Here is a 21281-nt window from a genome sequence, read left to right on the forward strand (position 1 = left end):
GCCCGCGTACGCCTCCACCTCGGTGAGGCGGAGCTCGATGGGGCCGTCGTCCGTCATGCGTACGAGGGTGCGGCCCAGCAGATCCGGGGCGACCTCCAGTACGGGGCGGTCGAAGAAGTCCCGCGGCAGCGGCGTACGGTCGGAGCTCTCGATCATGTCGTACGAGCGTACTGGGAACCGCCCGCGGTCCTTGGGCGTATGCGCGTATGTAGGGGTCAGGATCCGAAAAGGAGTGAACATGGGGTTCAAGAAGCTGCTCGCGAGCCTGGGTGCCGGGGGTGCGTCCGTGGAGACGGTGCTCACCGAGGCGAACGTCGTGCCCGGTGGGGTGGTCCAGGGTGAGGTGCGCATCCAGGGCGGTTCGGTGGATCAGCGGATCGAGGGGCTCTCGGTCGGTCTCCAGGCGCGGGTCGAGGTCGAAGGTGGTGACCAGGAGGTCAAGCAGGACATCGAGTTCACCAAGGTGCGGCTCGGTGGGGCTTTCGAGGTGAAGGCCGGGGCGGTGCACGTGGTGCCGTTCGGGCTGGACATCCCGTGGGAGACGCCGGTCACGACCATCGCGGGGCAGCAGCTGCGCGGGATGGACATCGGTGTGTCGACGGAGCTGGAGATCGCGCGGGCCGTGGACTCCAGTGACCTGGACTCGATCAATGTGCATCCGCTGCCGGCTCAGCAGGCGATCCTGGACGCCTTCATCCAGCTGGGCTTCCGTTTCAAGAGCGCGGACATGGAGCGCGGGCACATCCGTGGGACGCGGCAGAAGCTGCCGTTCTACCAGGAGATCGAGTTCCTGCCGCCGCAGCAGTACCGGGGGCTGAACCAGGTGGAGCTGACGTTCGTCGCCGACGAGCGCGAGATGGACGTCGTCCTGGAGATGGACAAGAAGCCGGGGCTGTTCAGTGAGGGCAGCGACTCCTACCGGGCCTTCAAGGTGGGGCTGAACGACTTCCAGGGCACCGACTGGGTCGCCTACCTCAACCAGTGGCTCGCCGATGTCGGTGGTCGCCGCAACTGGCTCTAGGCTCGAGGGAGTCCATCGGAACAACAGCGATACGGAGGTTCTGACGTGACCGTGGCCGAGGAGAAGAGGGCGCCGCTCCCTCACGACTTCCACCCGCAGGTGCCGTCGTTCACGGTGGTGAGCGACGACGTCGCGCCGGGCGCCACCCTGGCGGACGCGCAGGTCTACGCGAAGGGGAACACCTCGCCGCAGCTGCGGTGGGAGGGCTTCCCGGCGGAGACCAAGAGCTTCGCCGTGACGTGCTTCGACCCGGACGCGCCCACCGGGAGCGGATTCTGGCACTGGGTGCTGTTCGACATCCCGGCGTCGGTCACCGAGCTGCCGGCGGGTGCGGGGAGCGGGAAGTTCGAGGGACTGCCCGAGGGGGCGGTGCACGTCCGCAACGACTACGGGTCGAAGGACTTCGGCGGTGCGGCGCCGCCGGCGGGTGAGGACCACCGTTACGTTTTCACCGTCTACGCGGTGGACACCGAGAAGCTCGGGCCGGACGCGGACGCGTCGCCCGCCGTGGTCGGCTTCAACCTCCGGTTCCACACGCTGGCACGTGCTCAGCTGATCGGACATTACGCGGAACCGACGGAAAGCTGATCGTTCGCTTTTTGTTTGCCCGCTCCTGGTCTTGGAGAGATCAGGAGCGGGCATCTTTCGTTGCGCACGGATATTGCGTTGTCCAACCCGGCGCGCCCGGCCAGAGTTGGTCCCGGCCCCAGGCCCGCCATGAGGGCAGGGCCGGCACACGGGAGGTGGCAGGATGCGGGACACGCTGGTTCTCAACGCGAGCTTCGAACCGCTGTCGACGGTGACGTTGAACCGTGCGGTGGTGCTGGTGCTTCAGGACAAGGCCGTTGTCGAGCAGGAGCATCCCCGGCTGCGTATGCGGGCGGCCGCCGTCGAACTCCCGGTGCCTCGGGTGATCAGGCTCTGCAGGTACGTCAGGGTGCCGTTCCGAAGACAGGCCCCGTGGTCGAGGCGGGGTGTGCTGGTACGGGACCAGCACCGGTGCGCGTACTGCGGAGGGCGCGCGACGACCGTGGACCACGTGGTGCCGCGGGCGCAGGGTGGTGGGGACAACTGGCTGAACACGGTGGCGTCCTGCGCGGAGGACAATCACCGCAAAGCGGACCGTACGCCGGAACAGGCGGGGATGCCGCTGCTGCACCAGCCGTTCATACCGTCGCCCGCGGACGCGATGCTGCTGGCGCTCGGGGCGCGGGACCGGTCCGAGCTGCCCGATTGGCTGGCATCGGCGGCTGCGTGAGCCGCTGTGCGGGACTCAATACCGTGACCCGAAGCCCGTCTCGCCGTCAGGCCGAGGCGGGCTTGTGGCGTGTGGGGCGCCGGACGAGGTTGCCGCCACAGTTGGGGCAGACGTGGTTCATCGTCGTCGTGCAGGCCTGGCAGAAGGTGCACTCGTAACTGCAGATGTACGCGGTGCCGGTGGCGCTCAGGGGCGCCTCGCAGCGTTCGCAGATGTCGCGCATTTCCAGTGCCATGAGGTCATCCCCTGGTGGTGAGTTGGATGATCGCGAGGATACCGACGGCGACGATCACGGCGCGCAGCACGGTCGGCGGGAGGCGGCGGCCGACCTTGGCGCCGAGTTGGCCGCCGATGGTCGAGCCGACGGCGATCAGCAGCACGGCCGTCCAGTCGAAGTGGGCGACGAAGAGGAAGAAGACCGCGGCGATGGTGTTGACGACGGCCGCGAGGATGTTCTTGGTCGCGTTGAGGCGCTGCATGGTGTCGTGGAGCAGCATGCCCATGAGGGAGAGGTAGATGATCCCCTGGGCGGCGGTGAAGTAGCCGCCGTAGACGCTGGCGAGGAGCAGGCCGGTGAAGAGGAGCGGGCCGCCGTCGGGGTTGCCGTGGGTGCCTTCGCGGTCGCGGCGGCGCTGGACGGCCTTGGCGATGCGGGGTTGCAGGAGGACCAGGACGAGGGCGAGGGCGACCAGGACCGGGACGATGGTCTCGAAGGCGGTGGAGGGCAGAAGGAGGAGCAGTATGGCTCCGCCGAGTCCTCCGGTGGCGGCGGCGATGCTGAGGCGCAGGATGCGGCGGCGCTGGCCGGTGAGTTCGGCGCGGTAGCCGATGGCACCGCTGATGGCGCCGGGGATCAGGCCGAGGGCGTTGGAGACGGTGGCGGTGACCGGTGGGAGGCCGGTGGCGACCAGGACCGGGAAGGTGATCAGCGTTCCCGATCCGACGATGGTGTTGATCGTGCCGGCGCCGATGCCTGCGGCGAAGACGGCGAGCATCTCCCAGATCGTCACGCGGGGCCCTTCGTACAAGATCGGTGCTGTGGGATCGGTGCCTGCTGCACCGATCATGCACGAAGGGGTGGGCGTGTCAGTCGACCGGGGGCTCTTCGCGGCGCTGTGCCGGGGGGCGTTCCTTGCCGGTGCCGCCGGTGTTGAAGCCGGGGGCGCCGCTGCCGAGGTTGCCGAAGGCGCCGGAGAGGCCCTTGAGGGCGTCGCCGATCTCGCTGGGGACGATCCAGAGCTTGTTGGCGTCGCCTTCGGCGATCTTCGGGAGCATCTGGAGGTACTGGTAGGAGAGGAGCTTCTGGTCGGGGTCGCCGGCGTGGATGGCCTCGAAGACCGTGCGGACCGCCTGTGCTTCGCCTTCGGCGCGGAGGGCGGCGGCCTTGGCCTCACCTTCGGCGCGGAGGATGGCGGACTGCTTCTCACCCTCGGCGGTCAGGATCTGCGATTGGCGGATGCCTTCGGCGGTGAGGATCGCGGCGCGCTTGTCGCGGTCGGCGCGCATCTGCTTCTCCATCGAGTCCTGGATGGAGGTGGGCGGTTCGATGGCCTTGAGTTCGACGCGGTTGACGCGGATGCCCCACTTGCCGGTGGCTTCGTCGAGGACGCCGCGGAGGGCCGCGTTGATCTCCTCCCGGGAGGTGAGGGTCCGCTCCAGGTCCATGCCACCGATGATGTTGCGCAGCGTGGTGACGGTGAGCTGCTCGATCGCCTGGATGTAGCTGGCGACTTCGTAGGTCGCCGCGCGGGCGTCGGTGACCTGGTAGTAGATGACGGTGTCGATGTTCACGACCAGGTTGTCCTGGGTGATCACCGGCTGGGGCGGGAAGGGGACGACCTGTTCACGCAGGTCGATCCGGTTGCGGATCGAGTCGATGAACGGGACGACGATGTTCAGTCCCGCGTTGAGGGTGCGGGTGTAGCGGCCGAAGCGCTCGACGATGGCGGCGCTGGCTTGCGGGATGACCTGGATCGTCTTGATCAGGGCGATGAAGACGAGCACCACCAGGATGACCAGGACGATGATGACTGATGGCATCGTGTGTTCCCCGTGCCCTTCGCTGCCGGTTGTCTGCCGGTTCGTTGCCGGTTGGTTCGATGATCGAGTTTCGCAGACGGCGGGGTCGCGCGTGCGCCGTTCGGCGGGAGTTGACCAGGTTGCCACACCTGGCGAACCGTCACATCACTACGGCCGTGGCCCCGTCGATCTCGACGACGTCGACCTGCCGGCCCGGTTCGAAGACCTGGTCGGCGTCGAGGGTGCGGGCGGACCAGACCTCGCCGGCCAGCTTGATGCGGCCGCCGCTGCCGTCGACGCGTTCCAGTACGACGGCTTGGCGGCCTCTCAAGGCGTCGATGTTGGTGGCGTGTTGCGGCCGTCCGTCGCGGTGGCGGGCCGCGATGGGGCGTACCACCGCGATGAGCGCGACGGAGACGACGGCGAAGACCACCACCTGGCCCACCACGCCGAAACCGAGGCCGGCGGTGACGGCCCCGGCGACCGCTCCGACGGAGAGCATTCCGAATTCCGGCATCGCGGTCAGGACGAGCGGGATGCCGAGTCCCACCGCGCCGATCAGCCACCAGACCCATGCGTCGATGTCCACGGGGCCATGGTAGGACCGGTGGTCGCGTCGCGGACAGGGCGCGGTGGGTGCGGGGGCGGCTTACGCCAGGGGGAGGCCCTGGGCGGTGTAGCGGTCGCCGACGCGCTCGACGACGAGCGGCAGGCCGAAGCAGTGCGAGAGGTTGCGGGAGGTCAGCTCCATCTCCACCGGTCCGGCGGCGAGCACCTTGCCCTGACGGATCATCAGAACGTGGGTGAAGCCGGGCGGGATCTCCTCGACGTGGTGGGTGACCATGATCATGGAGGGGGCGTACGCGTCGCGGGCGAGGCGGCCGAGACGGCGCACCAGGTCCTCGCGGCCGCCGAGGTCGAGGCCGGCGGCCGGCTCGTCGAGGAGCAGCAGCTCGGGGTCGGTCATCATCGCGCGGGCGATCAGGGTGCGCTTGCGCTCGCCCTCGGAAAGGGTTCCGAAGGTGCGGTCGAGGAACTCGGTCATGCCCAGGCGGTCGAGGAAGGCGCGGGCGCGGTCCTCGTCGACGGCGTCGTAGTTCTCGTGCCAGGTGGCGGTCATGCCGTACGCGGCGGTGAGGACGGTCTGCAGGACGGTCTGGCGCTTGGACAGCTTCTCGGCCATGGCGATGCCGGCCATGCCGATGCGCGGGCGGAGGTCGAAGACGTCGACCTTGCCGAGCTGGTCGCCCAGGATGCGGGCGGTGCCAGAGGTCGGGAAGAGGTAGCTGGACGCGACATTGAGGAGGGTGGTCTTGCCGGCGCCGTTGGGGCCGAGGATGGCCCAGCGCTCGCCCTCCTTGACCGACCAGGAGACGTCTTCCACCAGAGCGCGTCCGTCGCGGACCACGGATACGTCCACCAGCTCCAGTACATCGCTCATGAGCGCGTTGTCTCCCCTATGCGGTCGAGTCTCGTCGTCGCTTGCGCCTGTGGGCGAAGCTCCCAGGGGAAAACCTACGCCACTGGTCGCGCGACCCGGTCCTTAGGTCTCCTTTGGTCTCCTTCGGTCCGGTCCCCGGACAGTGCCTAGGGTGGGGGGATGCTTTCGGAACCACGTTCAGGACGGTTGGCCGCATGGGGGAACTCCTTGCTGGCCGGGTTGGTGTCGCCGGATGAGGCCGTGCTCGCGATCGTCGGGGACGACGCCGTGCACCGGGTGGAGGGGCTGCCGGGCGAGGCCGGGCCGGTCGGTCTGACGCTGGCGCTGGGTCGGCTGCGGGCGCTCGGGGTCGCGGGGTGGCGGGTGGCGCTCCCGGCGCCGGGGCACCCACTGGGGTTGAGCGGGCCACCGGAGTTCAACGCGCGGGCGCTGGAGGCCGAGGAGGCGGTCGTCGGGTACGGGGCGGCTTTCGGTCTCGTCCCCGAGGTGTACGAGGCGGGGCCGGGGCCCGGGGACTTGCACGTGGAGGTCGTCTGGCACTGCCTGCCGGTGCGGGAGGCGCCGCCGGCCGATGTGCCGTCGCTCGGGGAGGCGGAGCGGGAGCTGGCTGAGGCCCTGCGTGAGGCGACGGTGGTACTGACGCGGCTGAACGTGGCGGCGTCGGGGCCGGTGGCGGAGGCGGCGCTGGACGCGTACCGGGCCCGGGCGGAGGCCGGGCGCGAGGTGCTGGCTCCGGGGTATCCGCCGCGGGCGGTGCGGGTGCTGGAGCTGGCGCAGCGGGTGGGGCTGCTGATCTCGCTGGCGTATTCGCCCTCGTACGGAACCGGTGGCGCGCACGGCGGTGCGGTGAGCGCGTCGGAGATGGCAGCCCGGTCGGAGGCGCTGCGGCCGGTGGAGCGGGTGGCCAGGCGGGCACAAGTGGCGGCGTTCAACGCGTGGGTGGAGGAGCGGGAGCGCGGGTGAGGCGCGGGGTGAGGTCACCGGAGAGGTGACCGGTGGGACGGATCTGGGCCGGTCGGGGAAGGGCGGTGGCGTTCGGTCGGGGAAGGCCGGGGCGGGCCGGTCGGGGAAGGCCGGGGCGGGTCGGTCTGCCGGCTGGCCGTGGCCGGTGGACCGTCCCGCCCTCGCGCTCCTGGCCCGGCGGGCGAGGGGCCGGTGCACGGGGCTGCGGATACCCCTGCGGCCGGATGGACGGCCGGGCATGGGACGGCCCCCAGGTGGGGCTGGGGGCCGGGTCGGTCGTTCGGCCGTCAGTGGTTGACGGCGGTGTTGCCGAAGGCCGGGTTCAAGAGGCCGATCACATTGACGCTGTTGCCCGAGACGTTCACCGGGACGTGCACCGGGGCCTGAACCAGGTTGCCGGAGCCGACGCCCGGAGAGTGGACGGCGGCGCCGTCCGCGTGCGCACCACCGGTGGCGGACGCGGCGCCCGCGGCGGCGGCCACGAGCCCGCCGGCGACCATGGTGACAGCAGCGGCCTTCTTCAGGTTCTTCACTTCGAACATCCTCCGTTGACTATCGCTGCGGCGATCACCGCAGCACGCCATGGAGAACGGCCACGCCGCACCGAGGTTGCGCCGAGTGGGTGACATACACACGACGGTATGAATCTCAGACCGGTGCCGCGCCTCTGGTTGACCGGTGCGGCCGGCCGCCGGTCAGCCGGTCAGGCAGTCAGCCGGTCAGGCCGTGGCGGACCGCCCAGAGCGCGGCCTGGGTACGGTCGGCGAGGTCCAGCTTCATCAGGATGTTGGAGACGTGCGTCTTGACGGTCTTCTCGGAGAGGACCAGCGCCCGGGCGATCTCGCGGTTGGAGCGGCCGTCCGCGATCAGGGCGAGGACCTCCCGCTCGCGATCGGTGAGGGTGCCGCCCCGGCCCGTGCCGCCGTTGGTGTCCTCCTGGGAGAGGAGGGCCACGGCCACTTCCGGCTGGAGCAGGACATGACCCGCGTGGACGGAGCGGATGGCACCGGCCAGCGCGTCCGGGTCGACGTCCTTGTACACGTAACCCGACGCGCCCGCCCGCAGTGCGGGGATCACCGTGCGCTGCTCGGTGAAGCTGGTGACGATCAGCACCTTGGCCGGGTTGCCCAGCTCGCGGAGCTTGCGCAGGGCCTCGATGCCGTCCATGCCGGGCATCTTGACGTCCATGAGGACGACGTCGGGGCGGAGCTCCTCGGCGCGCTCCACGCCCTCGGCGCCGTCGCCCGCCTCCCCCACGACCTCGATGTCGTCCTGGACCTCCAGGAACGTGCGCAGTCCGCGGCGGACCACCTGGTGGTCGTCGACCAGCAGGACGCGGATCCCGGTCTTCGGATTGGGCACGGCCTCAGCCACCGGGGACCTCCATCTCGATCGTGGTGCCCTTGCCGGGCGCCGAATGGACGGTGAGCTTCCCGCCGACGCCGCTCGACCGGTCGCGCATCGAGACCAGGCCGAGGTGGCGGCCCGCCCTGCGGACGGAGCGGGGTTCGAAGCCCTTGCCGTTGTCGGTGACGCTGAGCAGCGCGCCCTGGCCGCGCCGTACGAGGGACACGGCCACCCGGTCGGCCTCGGAGTGGCGCAGGGCGTTGTGCAGGGCCTCCTGGGCGACCCGGAGCACCGCTTCCTCCTGGGCGGCGGGCAGCGCCCGTACCCCGGAGCTGTCGAACGTCACGCGCGCCGCGTGGGCGCGGTCCAGGACCTGTATCTGCGTACGGAGGGTATGGACCAGGCCGTCCTCGTCCAGTGCGGCCGGGCGCAGCTCGACGACCGCGGCGCGCAGCTCGTCCGCGGCCTCGGCGGCGAGCACGGCGATCTGCTGGAGCTCGCCCTTGGCGCGCGCCGGGTCGCGGTCGACGAGGGTGGCGGCGGCCTGCGCGGTGAGCCGCAGGGAGAAGAGCTTCTGGCTGACCGCGTCGTGCAGCTCGTGGGCCAGCCGTGAGCGCTCCTCGGCGATGGTGAGCTCGCGGCTGCGCTCGTACAGCCGGGCGTTGGTGAGGGCTATCGCGGCGTGCTGGGCGAGGATGCCGAGCAGTTCCTCGTCGTCCTCGGTGAAGCCGCAGCCGTCGGCGGGGGCGGGGCCCTGCGGGCACCGCTTGTTGGCGAGGAACAGGGCGCCGATCGTCTCATCGCCGTCCCGGATGGGCAGGCCCAGGAAGTCGGACATGTCGGGGTGGGCGGAGGGCCAGCCCTCGAAGCGGGGGTCCTTGCGGACGTCGGCGAGGCGCTCGGCCTTCGCCTCGTGGAGCATCGACGCGAGGATGCCGTGCTGGCGCGGCAGCGGGCCGATGGCCTTCCACTGCTCGTCGCTGACGCCGTCCACGACGAACTGGGCGAACCCGCCGTGGTCGTCGGGCACGCCCAGCGCCGCGTACTCGGCGTCGAGCAGCTCGCGGGCGGAGGCGACGATCGTCTTGAGGACGTCGCGGACCTCCAGGTGCCTGCTCATCGCCAGCAGGGCGGTGCTGACGGCGGCGAGGCCGGAGCGGGGCGGTCGATCGGTCATGCGTTCACGTTACCGGCGGGGGGTGACAGTCCGTATCGGACCGGGGACGGCGGCCGATTAGGGCGGAAGGCCTAGGTCGAAGTCCCTTGCGGATCCGGCCGGGGGCCGAGGCGGGCGCCTGGGGGGCCGTTCCAGGCTGAGGACATCGCTTCTCTTTCCGGCTCTTACGTTCTCAGGGGATGGGTGTCATGTCTGTCGCGATCATCACGGGTGCTTCCAAGGGGCTGGGGCGGGCGCTGGCCGCCGCGCTCGCCCGTCAGGGCTGGGATCTGGTACTGGACGCCAGGACCGCCTCCGTACTGGAGGAGAGCGCTCGCGAGGCGCGGGCGCACGGGACGCGGGTGGTGGCGCTGCCCGGGGACGTGACCGACGGGTGGCACCGGGCGGCGCTGGTGGCGGCGGCGCGGGAGCTGGGCGGGCTCGACCTGCTGGTGAGCAATGCGAGCGCGCTGGGCGCCGAGCCGCTCGTGCGGTTGGACGCGCTGTCGTTGGAGGGGCTGCGGGTGGCGCTGGAGACCAACGTGGTGGCCGCCCTCGGACTCGTACAGGAGGCTCTTCCCCTGCTGCGGGCGAGTGGGGCCGGGGCGGTGATCGCGGTCAGTTCGGACGCGGCGGTGGAGGCGTACGGGACGTGGGGTGGGTACGGGGCGTCGAAGGCGGCGCTGGACCAGCTGGCGGCGGTGCTGGCGGTCGAGGAGCCGGGGTTGCGGGTGTGGGCGGTCGACCCGGGTGACATGCGGACGGATCTGTACCGGGCCGCCGTCCCCGTGGACGACGACTCGGACCGGCCCGCCCCGGAATCGGTGGTGCCGGGCTTCCTGCGGCTGCTGGCGGAGCGGCCGGCGAGCGGGCGGTACGCGGCACCCGCGCTGCTGGGGGTGGACGCGTGAGCGTGCTGGGGGCACTGCGGGTGCCGGAGGAGCTGTCCGCGCGGGTGCCGGCCGAGCAGCGGGGAACGGGGCGGGACGACGTTCGGCTCATGGTGTCGCGCGGGCTCGCCGTGTCGCACCACGCGTTCCGGGAGCTGCCGGGGGTGCTGCGGGCCGGGGACGTGCTGGTGGTGAACACGTCACCGACGCTGGCCGCCGCGGTGGCCGGGCGCCTCGGCGGGGACGCGGTCGTCGTGCACTTCTCGACCCGGGGGGACGACGGGCGGTGGTCGGTGGAGCTCCGGGATCCGGACGGGCGGGGCAGTACTCGGCCGCGGCCGGGTGGGCCGGCGGGCGGGACGGTGCGGCTTCCCGGTGGGGCGCATCTGGTGCTGGAGGAGCCGGTGGGGATGGCGGCGGGATCGTCTGCTCCGGCACGCCTGTGGTGGGCTTCCGTCTCGGTGGGTGTGCCGGGGCTGCTGGCCGGGTACGGGCGTCCCATCCGGTACCGCTACACGGAACGGGACCAGCCGCTGTCCGCGTACCAGACCGTCTTCGCGCGGCCGTCCCCGGACGGCGCGGGCTCGGCGGAGATGCCGAGTGCGGCGCGGCCCTTCACGGCGGGGATGGTGGCGGCGCTGGTGAGCCGGGGCGTGCAGTTCGCGCCGGTGACGCTGCACACGGGTGTGGCGTCGGCGGAGGCGCACGAGCCGCCGTACCCGGAGCGGTTCGAGGTGCCGCCGGCCACGGCGTGGCTGGTCGGGGCCGCGCGGGCGGGCGGCGGGCGGATCGTGGCGGTGGGGACGACGGCGGTGCGGGCGCTGGAGTCGGCGGCCGGTGACGACGGTGTCGTACGTCCGGCTTCCGGCTGGACGGATCTGGTGGTCACGCCGCGGCGCGGGGTGCGCGCCGTGGACGGGCTGCTGACCGGGCTGCACGAGCCGGAGGCTTCGCACCTGCTGATGCTGGAGGCGGTCGCGGGGAGGGAGGCGCTGGGCCGTGCGTACGCCGAGGCGCTGAGGCGGTTGTACCTCTGGCACGAGTTCGGCGACGTCCACCTCATCCTCCCGGAGGAGGGCCCTCACTGAGCGCATTGCTCGTGCAACAGATGGTGAGACTGTTGCGTGCCCGATGTGAGCCCGCACATAGGACCCACGTCACTTACGAAGCCGGCTAGTGGTGCCCATAAGTACGAGATGAGTGCTGGTGACGCGGGTGCGTGGCTGGTACCGAGGCGCTCTTCGGCACCCGCTGATCCACTACCCGGCTTCGTACGTCACACCTTTGCCCCAGGATTTTGCTGCCGCTAAGAATTGCATCCGTCGCCCGCCGAGCAGGCGAAGCGCCGCCCTGGCCTTGCGACGTCCCGCGATTCGAAGAGGTACGACTGCATGTCCGCGTCCAGCACCCGCCCCGGCTTCAGCCGTCTCAAGAAGAACCACAAGCTTTCCCTCGCCGGCGTTGCCACGCTGAGCGCCGCCGCGCTCGCGTTCTCCGTCGTTCCGGGCAACGACGCCGCCGCCGAGACGGAGCCGCAGGCTGTCGCCGCCGCCCCTGCTGCCGCTCCGGTCGCCGCGCTCACGAACACGCTCAGCAGCGCGCAGAACAAGCCGCTGCACCTCGGCATCACCGAGCAGCAGACCACCATCGAGCTGAAGGCCAAGGCCGACGCCGCCGCCGCGAAGGCGAAGGCCCAGGCCGCCGCCGCCGCGAAGGCCAAGGCGCAGGCCGCCGCTGCCGCCAAGGCGAAGGCCGAGGCCGCCGCGAAGAAGCGTGCCGCCGCCAAGGCCGCCGCGAGCCGCGCCGCCGCCCGCACGCCGGTGTTCGCCAACAACCTCGACGGCTGGATCCGCGAGGCGCTCCACATCATGAAGAAGCACAACATCCCGGGTTCCTACGAGGGCATCCACCGCAACATCATGCGGGAGTCCAGCGGTAACCCCCGGGCCATCAACAACTGGGACATCAACGCCATCAACGGTGTCCCGTCGAAGGGCCTGCTCCAGGTCATCTACCCGACCTTCAAGGCCTACCACGTGCCGGGCACCAAGTTCGACCAGTACGACCCGGTCGCCAACATCGTCGCCGCCTGCAACTACGCGGCCGACCGTTACGGCTCCATGGACAACGTGAACAGCGCCTACTGAGCCGGTTCACCTACGCCGAAGGGCGGCACCCCGTGCGGGTGCCGCCCTTCGGCGCGTGCTCCGGCCGCGTACTACTTGCGCATCACCTCGGGCTCGTGGCGGCGCAGCAGGCGCGCCACGATCACGCCGCAGATGGCGCCGAGCGCCAGGAGCGCGCCCATGTCCACCATCCACTGCCCCAGCTCGTGGTCCCACAGCGGGTCCGTTTCGGTGGGGTCGTCCTGGTTGGGGAACAGGACGTTGAGCTGCGCGGTGGTGCCGGCGGCGGCGACGGCCCAGCGGGACGGCATCAGGTACGAGAACTCGTTGACGCCGACCTGGCCGTGCAGGGTGAACAGGCAGCCGGTGAAGACCACCTGGATGATCGCGAACATCACCAGCAGCGGCATGGTCTTCTCGGCGGTCTTCACCAGCGAGGAGATGATCAGGCCGAACATCATGGAAGTGAAGCCGAGCGCCATGATCGGCAGGCTCAGTTCCAGCCGTACCAGGGAGGAGCCGAAGAGCAGGCCCTCGTCCGGCACGTCACGCATGCCGAAGCCGATGCCGCCGATGATCGCGCCCTGGATGATCGTGATCACACCGAGCACGATCACCTTCGACATGAGGTACGCCGAACGTGACAGGCCCGTGGCACGTTCCCGTTCGTAGATGACCCGTTCCTTGATCAGTTCTCGTACGGAGTTGGCGGCACCGGCGAAGCAGGCGCCCACCGCGAGAATCAGCAGGATCGTCGCCGCGCTGCCGTTCGGGCCGCGCGGGCTCGGCCTGAGCCCGTAGTCCGAGCTGATCAGCGTGGAGACCACGCCCAGGACGGCCGGGAGGATCACCATCAGGGCGAGGAAGCCCCGGTCGGAGGCGATGACGGAGACGTACCGGCGGATCAGGGTCCACAGCTGGGCGCCCCAGCTCTGCGGCTTGGGCGGACGCATCGACTGGGCCGACGGCATCTCCACGGACTGCGGGGCGACGGCGTCGATGTCCGCGGCGTACATCTGGTAGTGCTGCGAGCCCTTCCAGCGGCCCGCCCAGTCGTAGTCGCGGTAGTTCTCGAACGCCGAGAAGACGTCCGCCCAGGTCTCGTAACCGAAGAAGTTGAGCGCCTCCTCCGGCGGGCCGAAGTACGCCACGGAACCGCCGGGCGCCATGACCAGCAGCTTGTCGCAGAGCGCGAGCTCGGCGACGGAGTGCGTGACGACGAGGACCGTACGGCCGTCGTCGGCCAGGCCGCGCAGCAGCTGCATGACGTCGCGGTCCATGCCCGGGTCGAGGCCGGAGGTCGGCTCGTCCAGGAAGATCAGCGAGGGCTTGGTCAGCAGCTCCAGGGCCACCGAGACGCGCTTGCGCTGGCCGCCGGAGAGGGCGGTGATCTTCTTCGTCTTGTGGATGTCGAGCTTCAGCTCGCGCAGGACCTCGTCGATCCGCGCCTCGCGCTCCTGCTCGGTGGTGTCCGCGGGGAAACGGAGCTTCGCGGCGTACTTGAGCGCGGTGCGGACGGTCAGCTCCTTGTGCAGGATGTCGTCCTGCGGGACCAGACCGATGCGCTGGCGGAGCTCGGCGAACTGCTTGTACAGGTTCCGGTTGTCGTAGAGGACGTCGCCCTGGTTGGCCGGCCGGTAGCCGGTGAGTGCCTTGAGCAGGGTCGACTTGCCGGAGCCGGACGGGCCGATGACCGCGATGAGCGACTTCTCCGGAACACCGAAGGAGACGTCCTTCAGGATCTGCTTGCCGCCATCGACCGTGACGGTGAGGTGGCGGGCCGAGAAGGAGACCTCACCGGTGTCGACGAACTCCTCGAGCCGGTCGCCGACGAGCCGGAACGTCGAGTGACCGACGCCCACGATGTCGTTCGGGCCGATGAGCGCGGAGCCGGACTTGGCGAGCGGCTGGCCATTGACGTACGTGCCGTTGTGCGAGCCGAGGTCGCGGATCTCGAAGCGGCCGTCGGGCGTGGCGTGGAACTCGGCGTGGTGGCGCGAGACCTGGAGGTCGGAGACGACCAGTTCGTTCTCGAGCGCACGACCGATGCGCATCACGCGGCCCAGCGCCAGCTGGTGGAAGGTCGTCGGGCTGCGCTCGGCGTGGACCGGCGCGGCCATCGGGGCGCTGCCACCCTGGCCCGGGACCTTCTGCGCGAGCTGCTCGGCGGGGCCGGGGTGGCCGGCGGGGCCGGGCTGCTGGTGCGGGACGTGCGGCTGGGCCGGGGCCTGGGCCTGGGCCTGGTGGGGCGGCGCCTGGTGGGGCTGGTGCGGTTGCTGCTGGGGCGCGTGCTGAGGCTGCTGCTGAGGCCAGCCCGGGGGCTGGTGCGGCTGCGGCTGCTGCTGCGGCACGGCCGGGGCCTGCTGCTGCCAGGCCTGCGGGGCCTGCGCCTGGGCCTGCGCCTGGGGAGCCGGGGCGGCGGCCTGGGCGCTGTACGCGCCCGCGCCGGCCGCGGCGTCGGTCAGGCTCAGCCTGGGGCCGTCGGTCGCGTTGCCGAGGTGCACGGCGGAGCCGGGGCCGATCTCCATCTGGTGGATCCGCTGGCCCTGCACGTATGTGCCGTTGGTGGAGCCATGGTCCTCGATGGCCCAACTGCGGCCGTTCCAGCCGACCGTGGCATGCCGCCACGAGACCCTGGCGTCGTCGATCACCAGGTCACCCTGCGGATCGCGTCCGATGGTGTACGACCTGGACGGATCGAGAGTCCAGGTTCTTCCGTTCAATTCCAGTACGAGTTCCGGCACTCCATGCCCCACTACTTGTCCCCCGAGTTCCCCCCGTCGCAGGGAGTCTAGGGATGGCGAACATCGGGTGGAACTATTTCAGGCCCGGCGCCGGAATCGAAAGTCGGGCGGTGTGAAGACAGCGCGCAGGCGCTGCTGCACCCTGCCCCCATGTGTCGTTGACTCAGGAGAAATACCCCCGGAGAGCCATAAGCGCCCCGAGTGCGTACGGATCATGCACTTACCGAGCAACTCGGTACGGATCGAGGGACCTTTGAGGGTCCTGGTGTACGAGGACGGAAGCGGCGGGGGTGTCCGGTGGCTGGATGTGATCCTGGCCTCGATCGCCGCCGTGAGCTGGGCACTGGTGGGCATGGCGGGCATCGCGGCGCTCGGACTGCACTCGCCGGGGGCGGATACGGCGGGTACGGGGCGGCTTCGCTCGGCCGATGACGGGCGATGCCGTTGTCGTACACCTTCCTGCGGTCGTTGCGGGTGGCGGCAGGGCAGGCGTATGTGTTCGGGGGGGGCGAACTCGCGGCGTGCATCGGCGTGTTGGTGGCGCTTTTCGTGGCGGCGGTCGGGTCGGTGACGTGGGCGAGTCACGACGCCGTCACGATTGACGGGGAGGCGGGACTCGGAGTTGTCGGGGACCTGGTGGACGCGAGGGCGTGGATCGGGCTCCGTGTGGACGTGGCGGGCGCGGTGGCGGGCGTGGTCCGCGGCGGGCTGCTGATGCCGAGCGCGGGCGTGCTGACCGCGGTGCGTACGGCTCGGGGCGGGCTCGCGCGTCGGTCCTGGTGCTCGGCGGGGCCGGGTGCGGGGTCCGGGTGCGGGGTCCGGGTGCGGGCGGCTACGGCGGAGGTGCGGTGTTGCGGGGTGATGGGGGCATGGGGTTGCCGCTGGGCACGGTGTGAGGCGCGGCGGCGGGTGGAGCCGGGGGGCGCCCCCGGCCCGTACATGCCGCCGGAGCCGGACACGAACCCGTACCTACGGCTGCCTGGGCCCCGGCACCCGGGCCGGAGCCGGGGCAGCGGGGGCATCGGGGGCAACCGGGCAGCGGAGGCCGCACCGGGCGCGGCCGGACCCAGTGCCGCTCAGGTGGCGGACGGCTGTCCGGCACTCGGGACGGGGCACGCCCGACCACGTGGGGGCCGATACGGTGGGGGGACCATGAGCGCATCGCAGACCTCTGACGTTCCCACCCTTCTCGTCAAGATCTTCGGGAAGGACCGCCCCGGAATCACCGCCGGGCTGTTCGACACCCTGGCCGCCTTCTCCGTCGACGTGGTCGACATCGAACAGGTCGTGACCCGTGGTCGCATCGTCCTGTGCGCGCTCGTCACGGAGCCGACCGTGAGCAGCGAGGGGGAACTGCGGGCCACCGTGCACAGCTGGGCCGAGTCCCTGAAGCTGCAGGCCGAGATCATTTCCGGTACCGGTGACAACCGGCCGCGCGGGTCCGGGCGATCGCACGTCACCGTGCTCGGGCACCCGCTGACGGCCGAGAACACAGCCGCCATAGCGGCCACGATCACCGCGACCGGCGGCAATATCGACCGTATCTTCCGGCTGGCGAAGTACCCCGTGACGGCCGTGGAATTCGCGGTGTCGGGCACCGAGACGGCGCCTCTGCGCACCGCGCTGGCCACGCAGGCCCATGAGGTCGGCGTGGACGTGGCCGTCGTCTCCGCCGGCCTGCACCGCAGGGCGCAGCGGCTGGTCGTCATGGACGTGGACTCGACGCTCATCCAGGACGAGGTGATCGAACTCTTCGCGGCGCACGCGGGCTGTGAGGAGCAGGTCGCCGAGGTGACGGCGCGGGCGATGCGCGGTGAGCTGGACTTCGAGCAGTCGCTGCACGCGCGGGTGGCGCTGCTCGCGGGGCTGGACGAGTCGGTCGTGGACAAGGTGCGTGCCGAGGTCAGGCTGACGTCGGGCGCGCGGACGCTGATCCGTACGCTGAAGCGGCTCGGCTACCAGGTCGGTGTGGTGTCGGGCGGGTTCACCCAGGTCACGGACGACCTGAAGGTCCGGCTGGGGCTGGACTTCGCCTCGGCCAACACGCTGGAGATCGTGGACGGCAAGCTGACCGGGCGAGTGACCGGCGAGATCGTCGACCGGGCCGGGAAGGCGCGGTTGCTGCGCCGGTTCGCCGCCGAGGCGGGCGTACCGCTCGCCCAGACGGTGGCGATCGGTGACGGCGCCAACGATCTGGACATGCTGAACACGGCCGGTCTGGGTGTGGCCTTCAACGCCAAGCCGGTGGTGCGCAAGGCGGCCCACACCGCTGTCAATGTGCCGTTCCTGGACACGGTGCTGTACCTGCTGGGCATCACCCGCGAAGAGGTCGAGGCGGCGGACGCCGACCAGGTCTGAGCGGGGAACCCACGCCGGAGGACGCCCGGACGCCGCTTCGGTGTCCGGGCCTTCGCCTACGGTGTACGGGGTGGGCGCCTAGTCGTGGGGCGCCCAGTAGCTCAGCAGCTTGCCCACGCCGTGCTCCACGGACTTCCAGGATCCGCTGAAACCGACGACGGCGAAGGCCGAGGTCGGGAAGCCGCCCCGGTTCATGCGGGCCAGGGTGTCCCCGTCGGCCTCGCCGGCGAGGGCGTCGGCGACGGCGTGCATGCCCGGGTTGTGCCCGATGACGAGTACGTCGTTCACGTCCTCGGGGGTTTCATTGAGCAGCGCGATGATCTCCCCGGGCGAGGCTTCGTAGAGCCGCTCCTCGTACACGGTCTTGGGTCGCTGGGGCAGCTCCTGCACCGCCAGCTTCCATGTCTCGCGGGTCCTGGCCGCGGTCGAGCACAGGGCCAGATCGAAGGTGATTCCGGTCTCGGCGAGTCGGCGGCCGGCCACCGGGGCGTCCTTGCGGCCTCGCTCTGCGAGCGGCCGCTCGTGGTCGGACACCTGGGGCCAGTCGGCCTTCGCATGCCGGAGTAGCACGATCCTGCGGGGTGTATCGACGCTCATGCTCCCCAGCTTCGCATGAAACACGCCGTGGAGCGGTGGGTGTTGACCAGCTCGCCCGCCTACCGCGCGAGTGTGTGCTGGATCTGCTCGAGGATCCGGCCGACCGCCGGGTCGCCTCCCGCCGCGTGTGCCTCACCGCCTCCGGTTATCAGCCCGAAGAGGAAGGCGAAGGCGAGCACGGGCAGGGCCACGGCCCACCACGGCAGCCGGGCGCCGGCGGCGGAGCCGACCGTGCCGAGCGTCGTGGTGACGGTCGTGGTAGCGGTCCTGGTGCCCGTCGTGGTGACGGTGGTGGCGTGCGTCCGGTGCTGGTGCGTACGGGCCGACATGGCCGCCTCCATGGGTCCGTGATGCCAGGTCGAGGTCGATGTACCGAAGTGACCTCCACGCTACGGATCACGGACCGTCGGGCCCATCCGGCAATCCACCCACTTGACCCTGACCCTGGCCCCCTAAGGGATGGTGGGGGAAGCCCCACCCCCGGGCCAGGACGCCGGGCCCAGGACGCCGGGCCCAGGACGCCGGGCCCAGGACGCCGGGCCCAGGACGCCGGGTCAGGGACGCCGGGTCACGGCGAAGCGATGGTGGCGATTATTCCGATGACCACGCCGATCGCGAGCATCGTGCCCAGCACGATGAGGAGCTTCTTCTGGCCGTTCTGGGGATTCGGGTCGAGCACAGGCTGCATGGGCCAAGTCTCGCACCTCAGGCTTCGTCCTCGATCGTCCGGTCCCGCCCCGCGATGATTCCGACGACCATCTGCGGCACCATCAGCCCCATCATCAGCGCGAGGGGTGTGCCCCAGCCGCCGCTGTGCTCGTAGAGGGCGCCGACCAGTGTCGGGCCCGGGATGGAGATGAGGTAACCGACGCTCTGGGCGAAGGCCGAGAGCCGTACGACACCGCCCCCGGTCCGCGACCGCATGCCGATCATGGTCAGGGCGAGAGGAAAGGCGCAGTTGGAGACGCCGAGCAGGAGTGCCCAGGCCCACGCCCCGGCCGCCGGGGCGAAGTGGAGACCGGCGTACCCGCTCAGTCCGCACAGGCCGAGGGCGACGACGATCGGGCCCTGGGTCTTCATACGGGCGGCTAGCCGGGGGATGACGAAGGCGAGCGGCACACCCATCACCATGGTCACGGCGAGCAGCACTCCGGCCGTGCCGGCGGACACTCCGGCGTCGCGGAAGATCTGCGGCATCCAGCCCATGGTGATGTACGCGCCGGTGGCCTGGAGTCCGAAGAAGCAGCCGAGCGCCCAGGCCGTACGGCTGCGGGTGATCCGGAGCGCGGGGCTGTCCGAGGCGTCACGGGCCTCCCGCGCGTCACGGAGGTCCGGCGCGTCACGGGCCTCCCGCGCGTCACGGAGGTCCCGCGCGTCCGGCCCGTCCGGCCCTTCCGGCCCTTCCGGCCCGTCCGCCGCGACGGTGCCGGTGCGGTCGCCGCCCCGGTCGCGGACCAGCGGAAGCCACGCCACCACGGCGAGCGCGCCGAGGACCGCCCACACGGCCAGGCCGGTGCGCCAGTTCCCGCCGAGCGCGCCGGTCACCGGGACGGTCGCGGCGGCTGCGAGGGAGGTGCCGAGGGCGAGGGCCATGGAGTACAGGCCGGTCATGGTCCCGACGCGGTCCGGGAAGTACCGCTTGACGATCACCGGCATCAGGACGTTGCTGACGGCGATGCCCATCAGGGCGAGGGCGCTGGCGGCCAGGAAGGCGACCGTGCCGCCGGTGAAGGGACGGATGACGAGACCCGCCGTAATGGCCGCCATGCCGGCGAAGACGACGGCCCCGGGGCCGAAGCGGCGGGCGAGCCGGGGCGCGGTGATGCCGAAGACCGCGAAGCAGAGCGGCGGTACGGAGGTGAGGACGCCGGCGACGCCGCCGCTCATGTGCAGCCCGGTCCGCACCTCCTCCAGGAGGGCGCCGAGGCTGGTGATGGCGGGGCGGAGGTTGAGCGCGGCGAGGACGAGCCCGACGATCAGGAGCCGGGTGAGCCAGGCCGTCCGCCGGTGCGGGACGGCTCCGGCGGGGGTGGGCGCGGGGGTGAGGGCCGGTATCTGCGTCTTGGTCTGGGTCTGCGGCTCGTCGGACATGGACCCATCATAGAATCATGGGATGATTGACTGTCCAATCCTCTGACGAGGTCTCCACCACCAGGAGCCAAGGAGCACCATGGCGCTCAGCTCTCCCCGCCGATCCGCGCTCTCCGACCAGGTGATCGCCGAGCTGCGGAACCAGATCACCTCGGGCGAGTGGCCGGTCGGATCCCGGATCCCCACGGAGCCGGAGCTGGTCGAGCAGCTGGGCGTCGCACGCAACACGGTCCGTGAGGCGGTCCGGGCGCTCGCCCACAACGGCCTGCTGGACATCCGCCAGGGGTCGGGCACGTATGTCATCGCCACCAGCGAGCTGGCCGGGGTGATGCACCGCCGGTTCGCGGCGGCCGATCCGCGGCACATCGCCGAGCTGCGCTCCACGCTGGAGTCGTCGGCCGCCCGGCTGGCCGCCCAGCGGCGTACGGAACGGGACATGCAGCAGCTGGACGCCCTGCTCGCGCGGCGCGAGGAGGCGTGGGAGGCGGGCGACGCCGAGCGGTTCGTCGCGGCGGACGCGACGTTCCACCTGGCCGTGGTGGCCGCCTCGCACAACGACGTGATGTCCGAGCTCTACGCCGACCTGGGCCATCTGCTGCGGGACTGGCTGCGTGACGACGTGGGCCAGGACCTGCGGCCGGAGAACCACATGGACCACGCGCGGCTGGTGGAGGCGATCAGGGCCGGGGACGCCGATGCGGCGGCCGCGGAGGCGGCCGGGTACCCCTTCGTGTGCCTCAGCGGTGACCGGGCGCCGGCCGGTGACTGATCCAGGCGTCTCCGACCTCTTTCCAGCAGCGCTGGGTCAGCTCGGCATAGGCCGTGGGGCCGACGTCGACGGGCGCGCTGTCGGAGTCGATGTCCCACCACCGGACGCACTCGACGTGCAGCTGGACCCGGTCCGTGCCGGGGTACGGGTTGTGGCAGTACGCGGTGACGCGGGAACCCTCGACCGACGTACGGCACGAGGCGACGTACACGTCCCTCTCGGCGGCATGGGCCTGGGCGCTGAGCGCGAGCCCCGACAGCAGGGCCGCGGCGGCGGCCAGGGATCCGGCCCGGCGGCGCTTCGCATGACGCTTGGCCTGGCGCTTCGTCACCACAGCCACACCTCCTCCCCGAACTCCCCGAGCAACGGACGCACATTTCCGTTCTGCACCAGTCTGCCGCGATATCGGTGACTCTTCGACTTGGGAGCGCTGCGCACCGTACATGAGTGCGACACGCGAGAAGGCCGCGCACCACTCCCCCGGAGCGGTGCGCGGCCTTC

24 protein-coding genes are annotated in these 21281 nt (G+C 71.0%); 9 read left to right on the forward strand and 15 right to left on the reverse strand.

Features of this window, described 5'->3' with window-relative positions:
* On the reverse strand, positions 1-156 hold a 156-nt coding region (locus ABT360_RS14425), incomplete at its 3' end, for a DNA-3-methyladenine glycosylase (protein ID WP_351815050.1).
* Positions 157-238: 82 nt separating this feature from the next.
* Between ABT360_RS14425 and ABT360_RS14430 the strand changes: the two genes are divergently transcribed.
* The 3 genes from ABT360_RS14430 to ABT360_RS14440 all read left to right on the forward strand — a co-directional run bounded on the left by ABT360_RS14430 (position 239) and on the right by ABT360_RS14440 (position 2279).
* Positions 239-1021, forward strand: coding sequence for a sporulation protein (locus tag ABT360_RS14430; protein WP_351814918.1), 783 nt, complete (start codon positions 239-241; stop codon positions 1019-1021).
* A 51-nt stretch (positions 1022-1072) separates the two neighbouring features.
* Positions 1073-1609 (forward strand): YbhB/YbcL family Raf kinase inhibitor-like protein, encoded by a 537-nt coding sequence (locus ABT360_RS14435; RefSeq protein ID WP_351815053.1) that lies wholly within the window; start codon positions 1073-1075, stop codon positions 1607-1609.
* A 163-nt stretch (positions 1610-1772) separates the two neighbouring features.
* A complete protein-coding gene (locus tag ABT360_RS14440; protein ID WP_351814920.1) occupies positions 1773-2279 on the forward strand; it encodes an HNH endonuclease in 507 nt (168 codons plus the stop codon).
* Between the two features lie 46 nt (positions 2280-2325).
* On the opposite strand, the gene ABT360_RS14445 is transcribed toward ABT360_RS14440, so the two are convergent.
* The 5 genes from ABT360_RS14445 to ABT360_RS14465 form a co-directional block, all read right to left on the reverse strand.
* A complete protein-coding gene (locus ABT360_RS14445) occupies positions 2326-2514 on the reverse strand; it encodes a DUF1272 domain-containing protein (RefSeq protein WP_351814922.1) in 189 nt (62 codons plus the stop codon).
* Positions 2515-2518: 4 nt separating this feature from the next.
* Positions 2519-3289 carry a sulfite exporter TauE/SafE family protein gene (locus ABT360_RS14450; protein WP_351814923.1) on the reverse strand — a complete coding sequence of 257 codons (771 nt, stop codon included), beginning with the start codon at positions 3287-3289 and terminating at the stop codon, positions 2519-2521.
* 76 nt (positions 3290-3365) lie between these two features.
* Positions 3366-4319 (reverse strand): SPFH domain-containing protein, encoded by a 954-nt coding sequence (locus ABT360_RS14455; protein ID WP_064072637.1) that lies wholly within the window; start codon positions 4317-4319, stop codon positions 3366-3368.
* A gap of 139 nt (positions 4320-4458) precedes the next feature.
* Entirely contained in the window at positions 4459-4887 is a 429-nt protein-coding gene (locus ABT360_RS14460) for an NfeD family protein (RefSeq protein ID WP_351814925.1), read from the reverse strand.
* Positions 4888-4947: 60 nt separating this feature from the next.
* Positions 4948-5739: an ABC transporter ATP-binding protein gene (locus ABT360_RS14465; protein WP_351814926.1), complete on the reverse strand. Its 792-nt coding sequence runs from the start codon at positions 5737-5739 to the stop codon at positions 4948-4950.
* 159 nt (positions 5740-5898) lie between these two features.
* On the opposite strand from ABT360_RS14465, the gene ABT360_RS14470 reads away from it, so the two are divergent.
* A complete protein-coding gene (locus ABT360_RS14470; RefSeq protein ID WP_351814928.1) occupies positions 5899-6702 on the forward strand; it encodes a hypothetical protein in 804 nt (267 codons plus the stop codon).
* 287 nt (positions 6703-6989) lie between these two features.
* On the opposite strand, the gene ABT360_RS14475 is transcribed toward ABT360_RS14470, so the two are convergent.
* From ABT360_RS14475 to ABT360_RS14485, 3 genes are all read right to left on the reverse strand, one after another.
* A complete protein-coding gene (locus tag ABT360_RS14475) occupies positions 6990-7235 on the reverse strand; it encodes a chaplin (RefSeq protein ID WP_351815056.1) in 246 nt (81 codons plus the stop codon).
* A 178-nt stretch (positions 7236-7413) separates the two neighbouring features.
* Positions 7414-8076, reverse strand: a complete 663-nt coding sequence (locus ABT360_RS14480; protein WP_444852240.1) for a response regulator — start codon at positions 8074-8076, stop codon at positions 7414-7416.
* The gene (locus ABT360_RS14485; protein ID WP_351814930.1) at positions 8069-9226 is read right to left on the reverse strand and encodes a GAF domain-containing sensor histidine kinase; all 1158 of its coding nucleotides are present in this window, start codon (positions 9224-9226) and stop codon (positions 8069-8071) included. The genes ABT360_RS14480 and ABT360_RS14485 overlap by 8 nt, the downstream gene beginning before the upstream one ends.
* A gap of 188 nt (positions 9227-9414) precedes the next feature.
* On the opposite strand from ABT360_RS14485, the gene ABT360_RS14490 reads away from it, so the two are divergent.
* From ABT360_RS14490 to ABT360_RS14500, 3 genes are all read left to right on the forward strand, one after another.
* Positions 9415-10116: an SDR family NAD(P)-dependent oxidoreductase gene (locus tag ABT360_RS14490; protein ID WP_351814932.1), complete on the forward strand. Its 702-nt coding sequence runs from the start codon at positions 9415-9417 to the stop codon at positions 10114-10116.
* Positions 10113-11183, forward strand: a complete 1071-nt coding sequence (locus ABT360_RS14495; protein ID WP_351814934.1) for an S-adenosylmethionine:tRNA ribosyltransferase-isomerase — start codon at positions 10113-10115, stop codon at positions 11181-11183. The genes ABT360_RS14490 and ABT360_RS14495 overlap by 4 nt, the downstream gene beginning before the upstream one ends.
* 303 nt (positions 11184-11486) lie before the next feature.
* A complete protein-coding gene (locus ABT360_RS14500; protein ID WP_351814936.1) occupies positions 11487-12242 on the forward strand; it encodes a transglycosylase SLT domain-containing protein in 756 nt (251 codons plus the stop codon).
* Between the two features lie 71 nt (positions 12243-12313).
* Here ABT360_RS14500 and ABT360_RS14505 read toward each other — a convergent pair whose 3' ends face one another.
* The gene (locus tag ABT360_RS14505; protein WP_351814938.1) at positions 12314-14965 is read right to left on the reverse strand and encodes an FHA domain-containing protein; all 2652 of its coding nucleotides are present in this window, start codon (positions 14963-14965) and stop codon (positions 12314-12316) included.
* 1152 nt (positions 14966-16117) lie between these two features.
* On the opposite strand from ABT360_RS14505, the gene serB reads away from it, so the two are divergent.
* Positions 16118-17323 carry a phosphoserine phosphatase SerB gene (gene serB / locus ABT360_RS14510; RefSeq protein ID WP_351814940.1) on the forward strand — a complete coding sequence of 402 codons (1206 nt, stop codon included), beginning with the start codon at positions 16118-16120 and terminating at the stop codon, positions 17321-17323.
* A 78-nt stretch (positions 17324-17401) separates the two neighbouring features.
* Here the strand turns inward: serB and ABT360_RS14515 are convergent, their stop codons facing one another.
* From ABT360_RS14515 to ABT360_RS14530, 4 genes are all read right to left on the reverse strand, one after another.
* Positions 17402-17920, reverse strand: a complete 519-nt coding sequence (locus ABT360_RS14515) for a SixA phosphatase family protein (RefSeq protein ID WP_351814942.1) — start codon at positions 17918-17920, stop codon at positions 17402-17404.
* A 59-nt stretch (positions 17921-17979) separates the two neighbouring features.
* A complete protein-coding gene (locus tag ABT360_RS14520) occupies positions 17980-18249 on the reverse strand; it encodes a hypothetical protein (protein ID WP_351815063.1) in 270 nt (89 codons plus the stop codon).
* 239 nt (positions 18250-18488) lie between these two features.
* Positions 18489-18608 carry an SGM_5486 family transporter-associated protein gene (locus ABT360_RS14525; RefSeq protein WP_107415491.1) on the reverse strand — a complete coding sequence of 40 codons (120 nt, stop codon included), beginning with the start codon at positions 18606-18608 and terminating at the stop codon, positions 18489-18491.
* A gap of 17 nt (positions 18609-18625) precedes the next feature.
* Positions 18626-20011 carry a CynX/NimT family MFS transporter gene (locus tag ABT360_RS14530; RefSeq protein ID WP_351814944.1) on the reverse strand — a complete coding sequence of 462 codons (1386 nt, stop codon included), beginning with the start codon at positions 20009-20011 and terminating at the stop codon, positions 18626-18628.
* 79 nt (positions 20012-20090) lie between these two features.
* On the opposite strand from ABT360_RS14530, the gene ABT360_RS14535 reads away from it, so the two are divergent.
* Positions 20091-20780: a FadR/GntR family transcriptional regulator gene (locus tag ABT360_RS14535; RefSeq protein ID WP_351814946.1), complete on the forward strand. Its 690-nt coding sequence runs from the start codon at positions 20091-20093 to the stop codon at positions 20778-20780.
* On the opposite strand, the gene ABT360_RS14540 is transcribed toward ABT360_RS14535, so the two are convergent.
* Complete coding sequence (locus ABT360_RS14540) at positions 20749-21111, reverse strand: hypothetical protein (RefSeq protein WP_351814948.1); 363 nt, start codon at positions 21109-21111, stop codon at positions 20749-20751. The genes ABT360_RS14535 and ABT360_RS14540 overlap by 32 nt on opposite strands.
* Positions 21112-21281 lie beyond the last annotated feature (170 nt).

Origin of the sequence: Streptomyces sp. NPDC000229 (genome assembly GCF_040300825.1) — a bacterium.
GTDB lineage: Bacteria > Actinomycetota > Actinomycetes > Streptomycetales > Streptomycetaceae > Streptomyces.

What these genes read in the sequence shown, in the direction of transcription:
- ABT360_RS14520 (WP_351815063.1), bottom strand. Translation starts at nt 18,249, where the DNA reads ATGTCGGCCCGTACGCACCAGCACCGGACGCACGCCACCACCGTCACC.
- ABT360_RS14490 (WP_351814932.1), top strand. Translation starts at nt 9,415, where the DNA reads ATGTCTGTCGCGATCATCACGGGTGCTTCCAAGGGGCTGGGGCGGGCG.
- ABT360_RS14445 (WP_351814922.1), bottom strand. Translation starts at nt 2,514, where the DNA reads ATGGCACTGGAAATGCGCGACATCTGCGAACGCTGCGAGGCGCCCCTG.
- ABT360_RS14465 (WP_351814926.1), bottom strand. Translation starts at nt 5,739, where the DNA reads ATGAGCGATGTACTGGAGCTGGTGGACGTATCCGTGGTCCGCGACGGA.
- serB (WP_351814940.1), top strand. Translation starts at nt 16,118, where the DNA reads ATGAGCGCATCGCAGACCTCTGACGTTCCCACCCTTCTCGTCAAGATC.
- ABT360_RS14470 (WP_351814928.1), top strand. Translation starts at nt 5,899, where the DNA reads ATGCTTTCGGAACCACGTTCAGGACGGTTGGCCGCATGGGGGAACTCC.
- ABT360_RS14485 (WP_351814930.1), bottom strand. Translation starts at nt 9,226, where the DNA reads ATGACCGATCGACCGCCCCGCTCCGGCCTCGCCGCCGTCAGCACCGCC.
- ABT360_RS14500 (WP_351814936.1), top strand. Translation starts at nt 11,487, where the DNA reads ATGTCCGCGTCCAGCACCCGCCCCGGCTTCAGCCGTCTCAAGAAGAAC.
- ABT360_RS14430 (WP_351814918.1), top strand. Translation starts at nt 239, where the DNA reads ATGGGGTTCAAGAAGCTGCTCGCGAGCCTGGGTGCCGGGGGTGCGTCC.
- ABT360_RS14455 (WP_064072637.1), bottom strand. Translation starts at nt 4,319, where the DNA reads ATGCCATCAGTCATCATCGTCCTGGTCATCCTGGTGGTGCTCGTCTTC.
- ABT360_RS14530 (WP_351814944.1), bottom strand. Translation starts at nt 20,011, where the DNA reads ATGTCCGACGAGCCGCAGACCCAGACCAAGACGCAGATACCGGCCCTC.
- ABT360_RS14535 (WP_351814946.1), top strand. Translation starts at nt 20,091, where the DNA reads ATGGCGCTCAGCTCTCCCCGCCGATCCGCGCTCTCCGACCAGGTGATC.
- ABT360_RS14440 (WP_351814920.1), top strand. Translation starts at nt 1,773, where the DNA reads ATGCGGGACACGCTGGTTCTCAACGCGAGCTTCGAACCGCTGTCGACG.
- ABT360_RS14515 (WP_351814942.1), bottom strand. Translation starts at nt 17,920, where the DNA reads ATGAGCGTCGATACACCCCGCAGGATCGTGCTACTCCGGCATGCGAAG.
- ABT360_RS14525 (WP_107415491.1), bottom strand. Translation starts at nt 18,608, where the DNA reads ATGCAGCCTGTGCTCGACCCGAATCCCCAGAACGGCCAGAAGAAGCTC.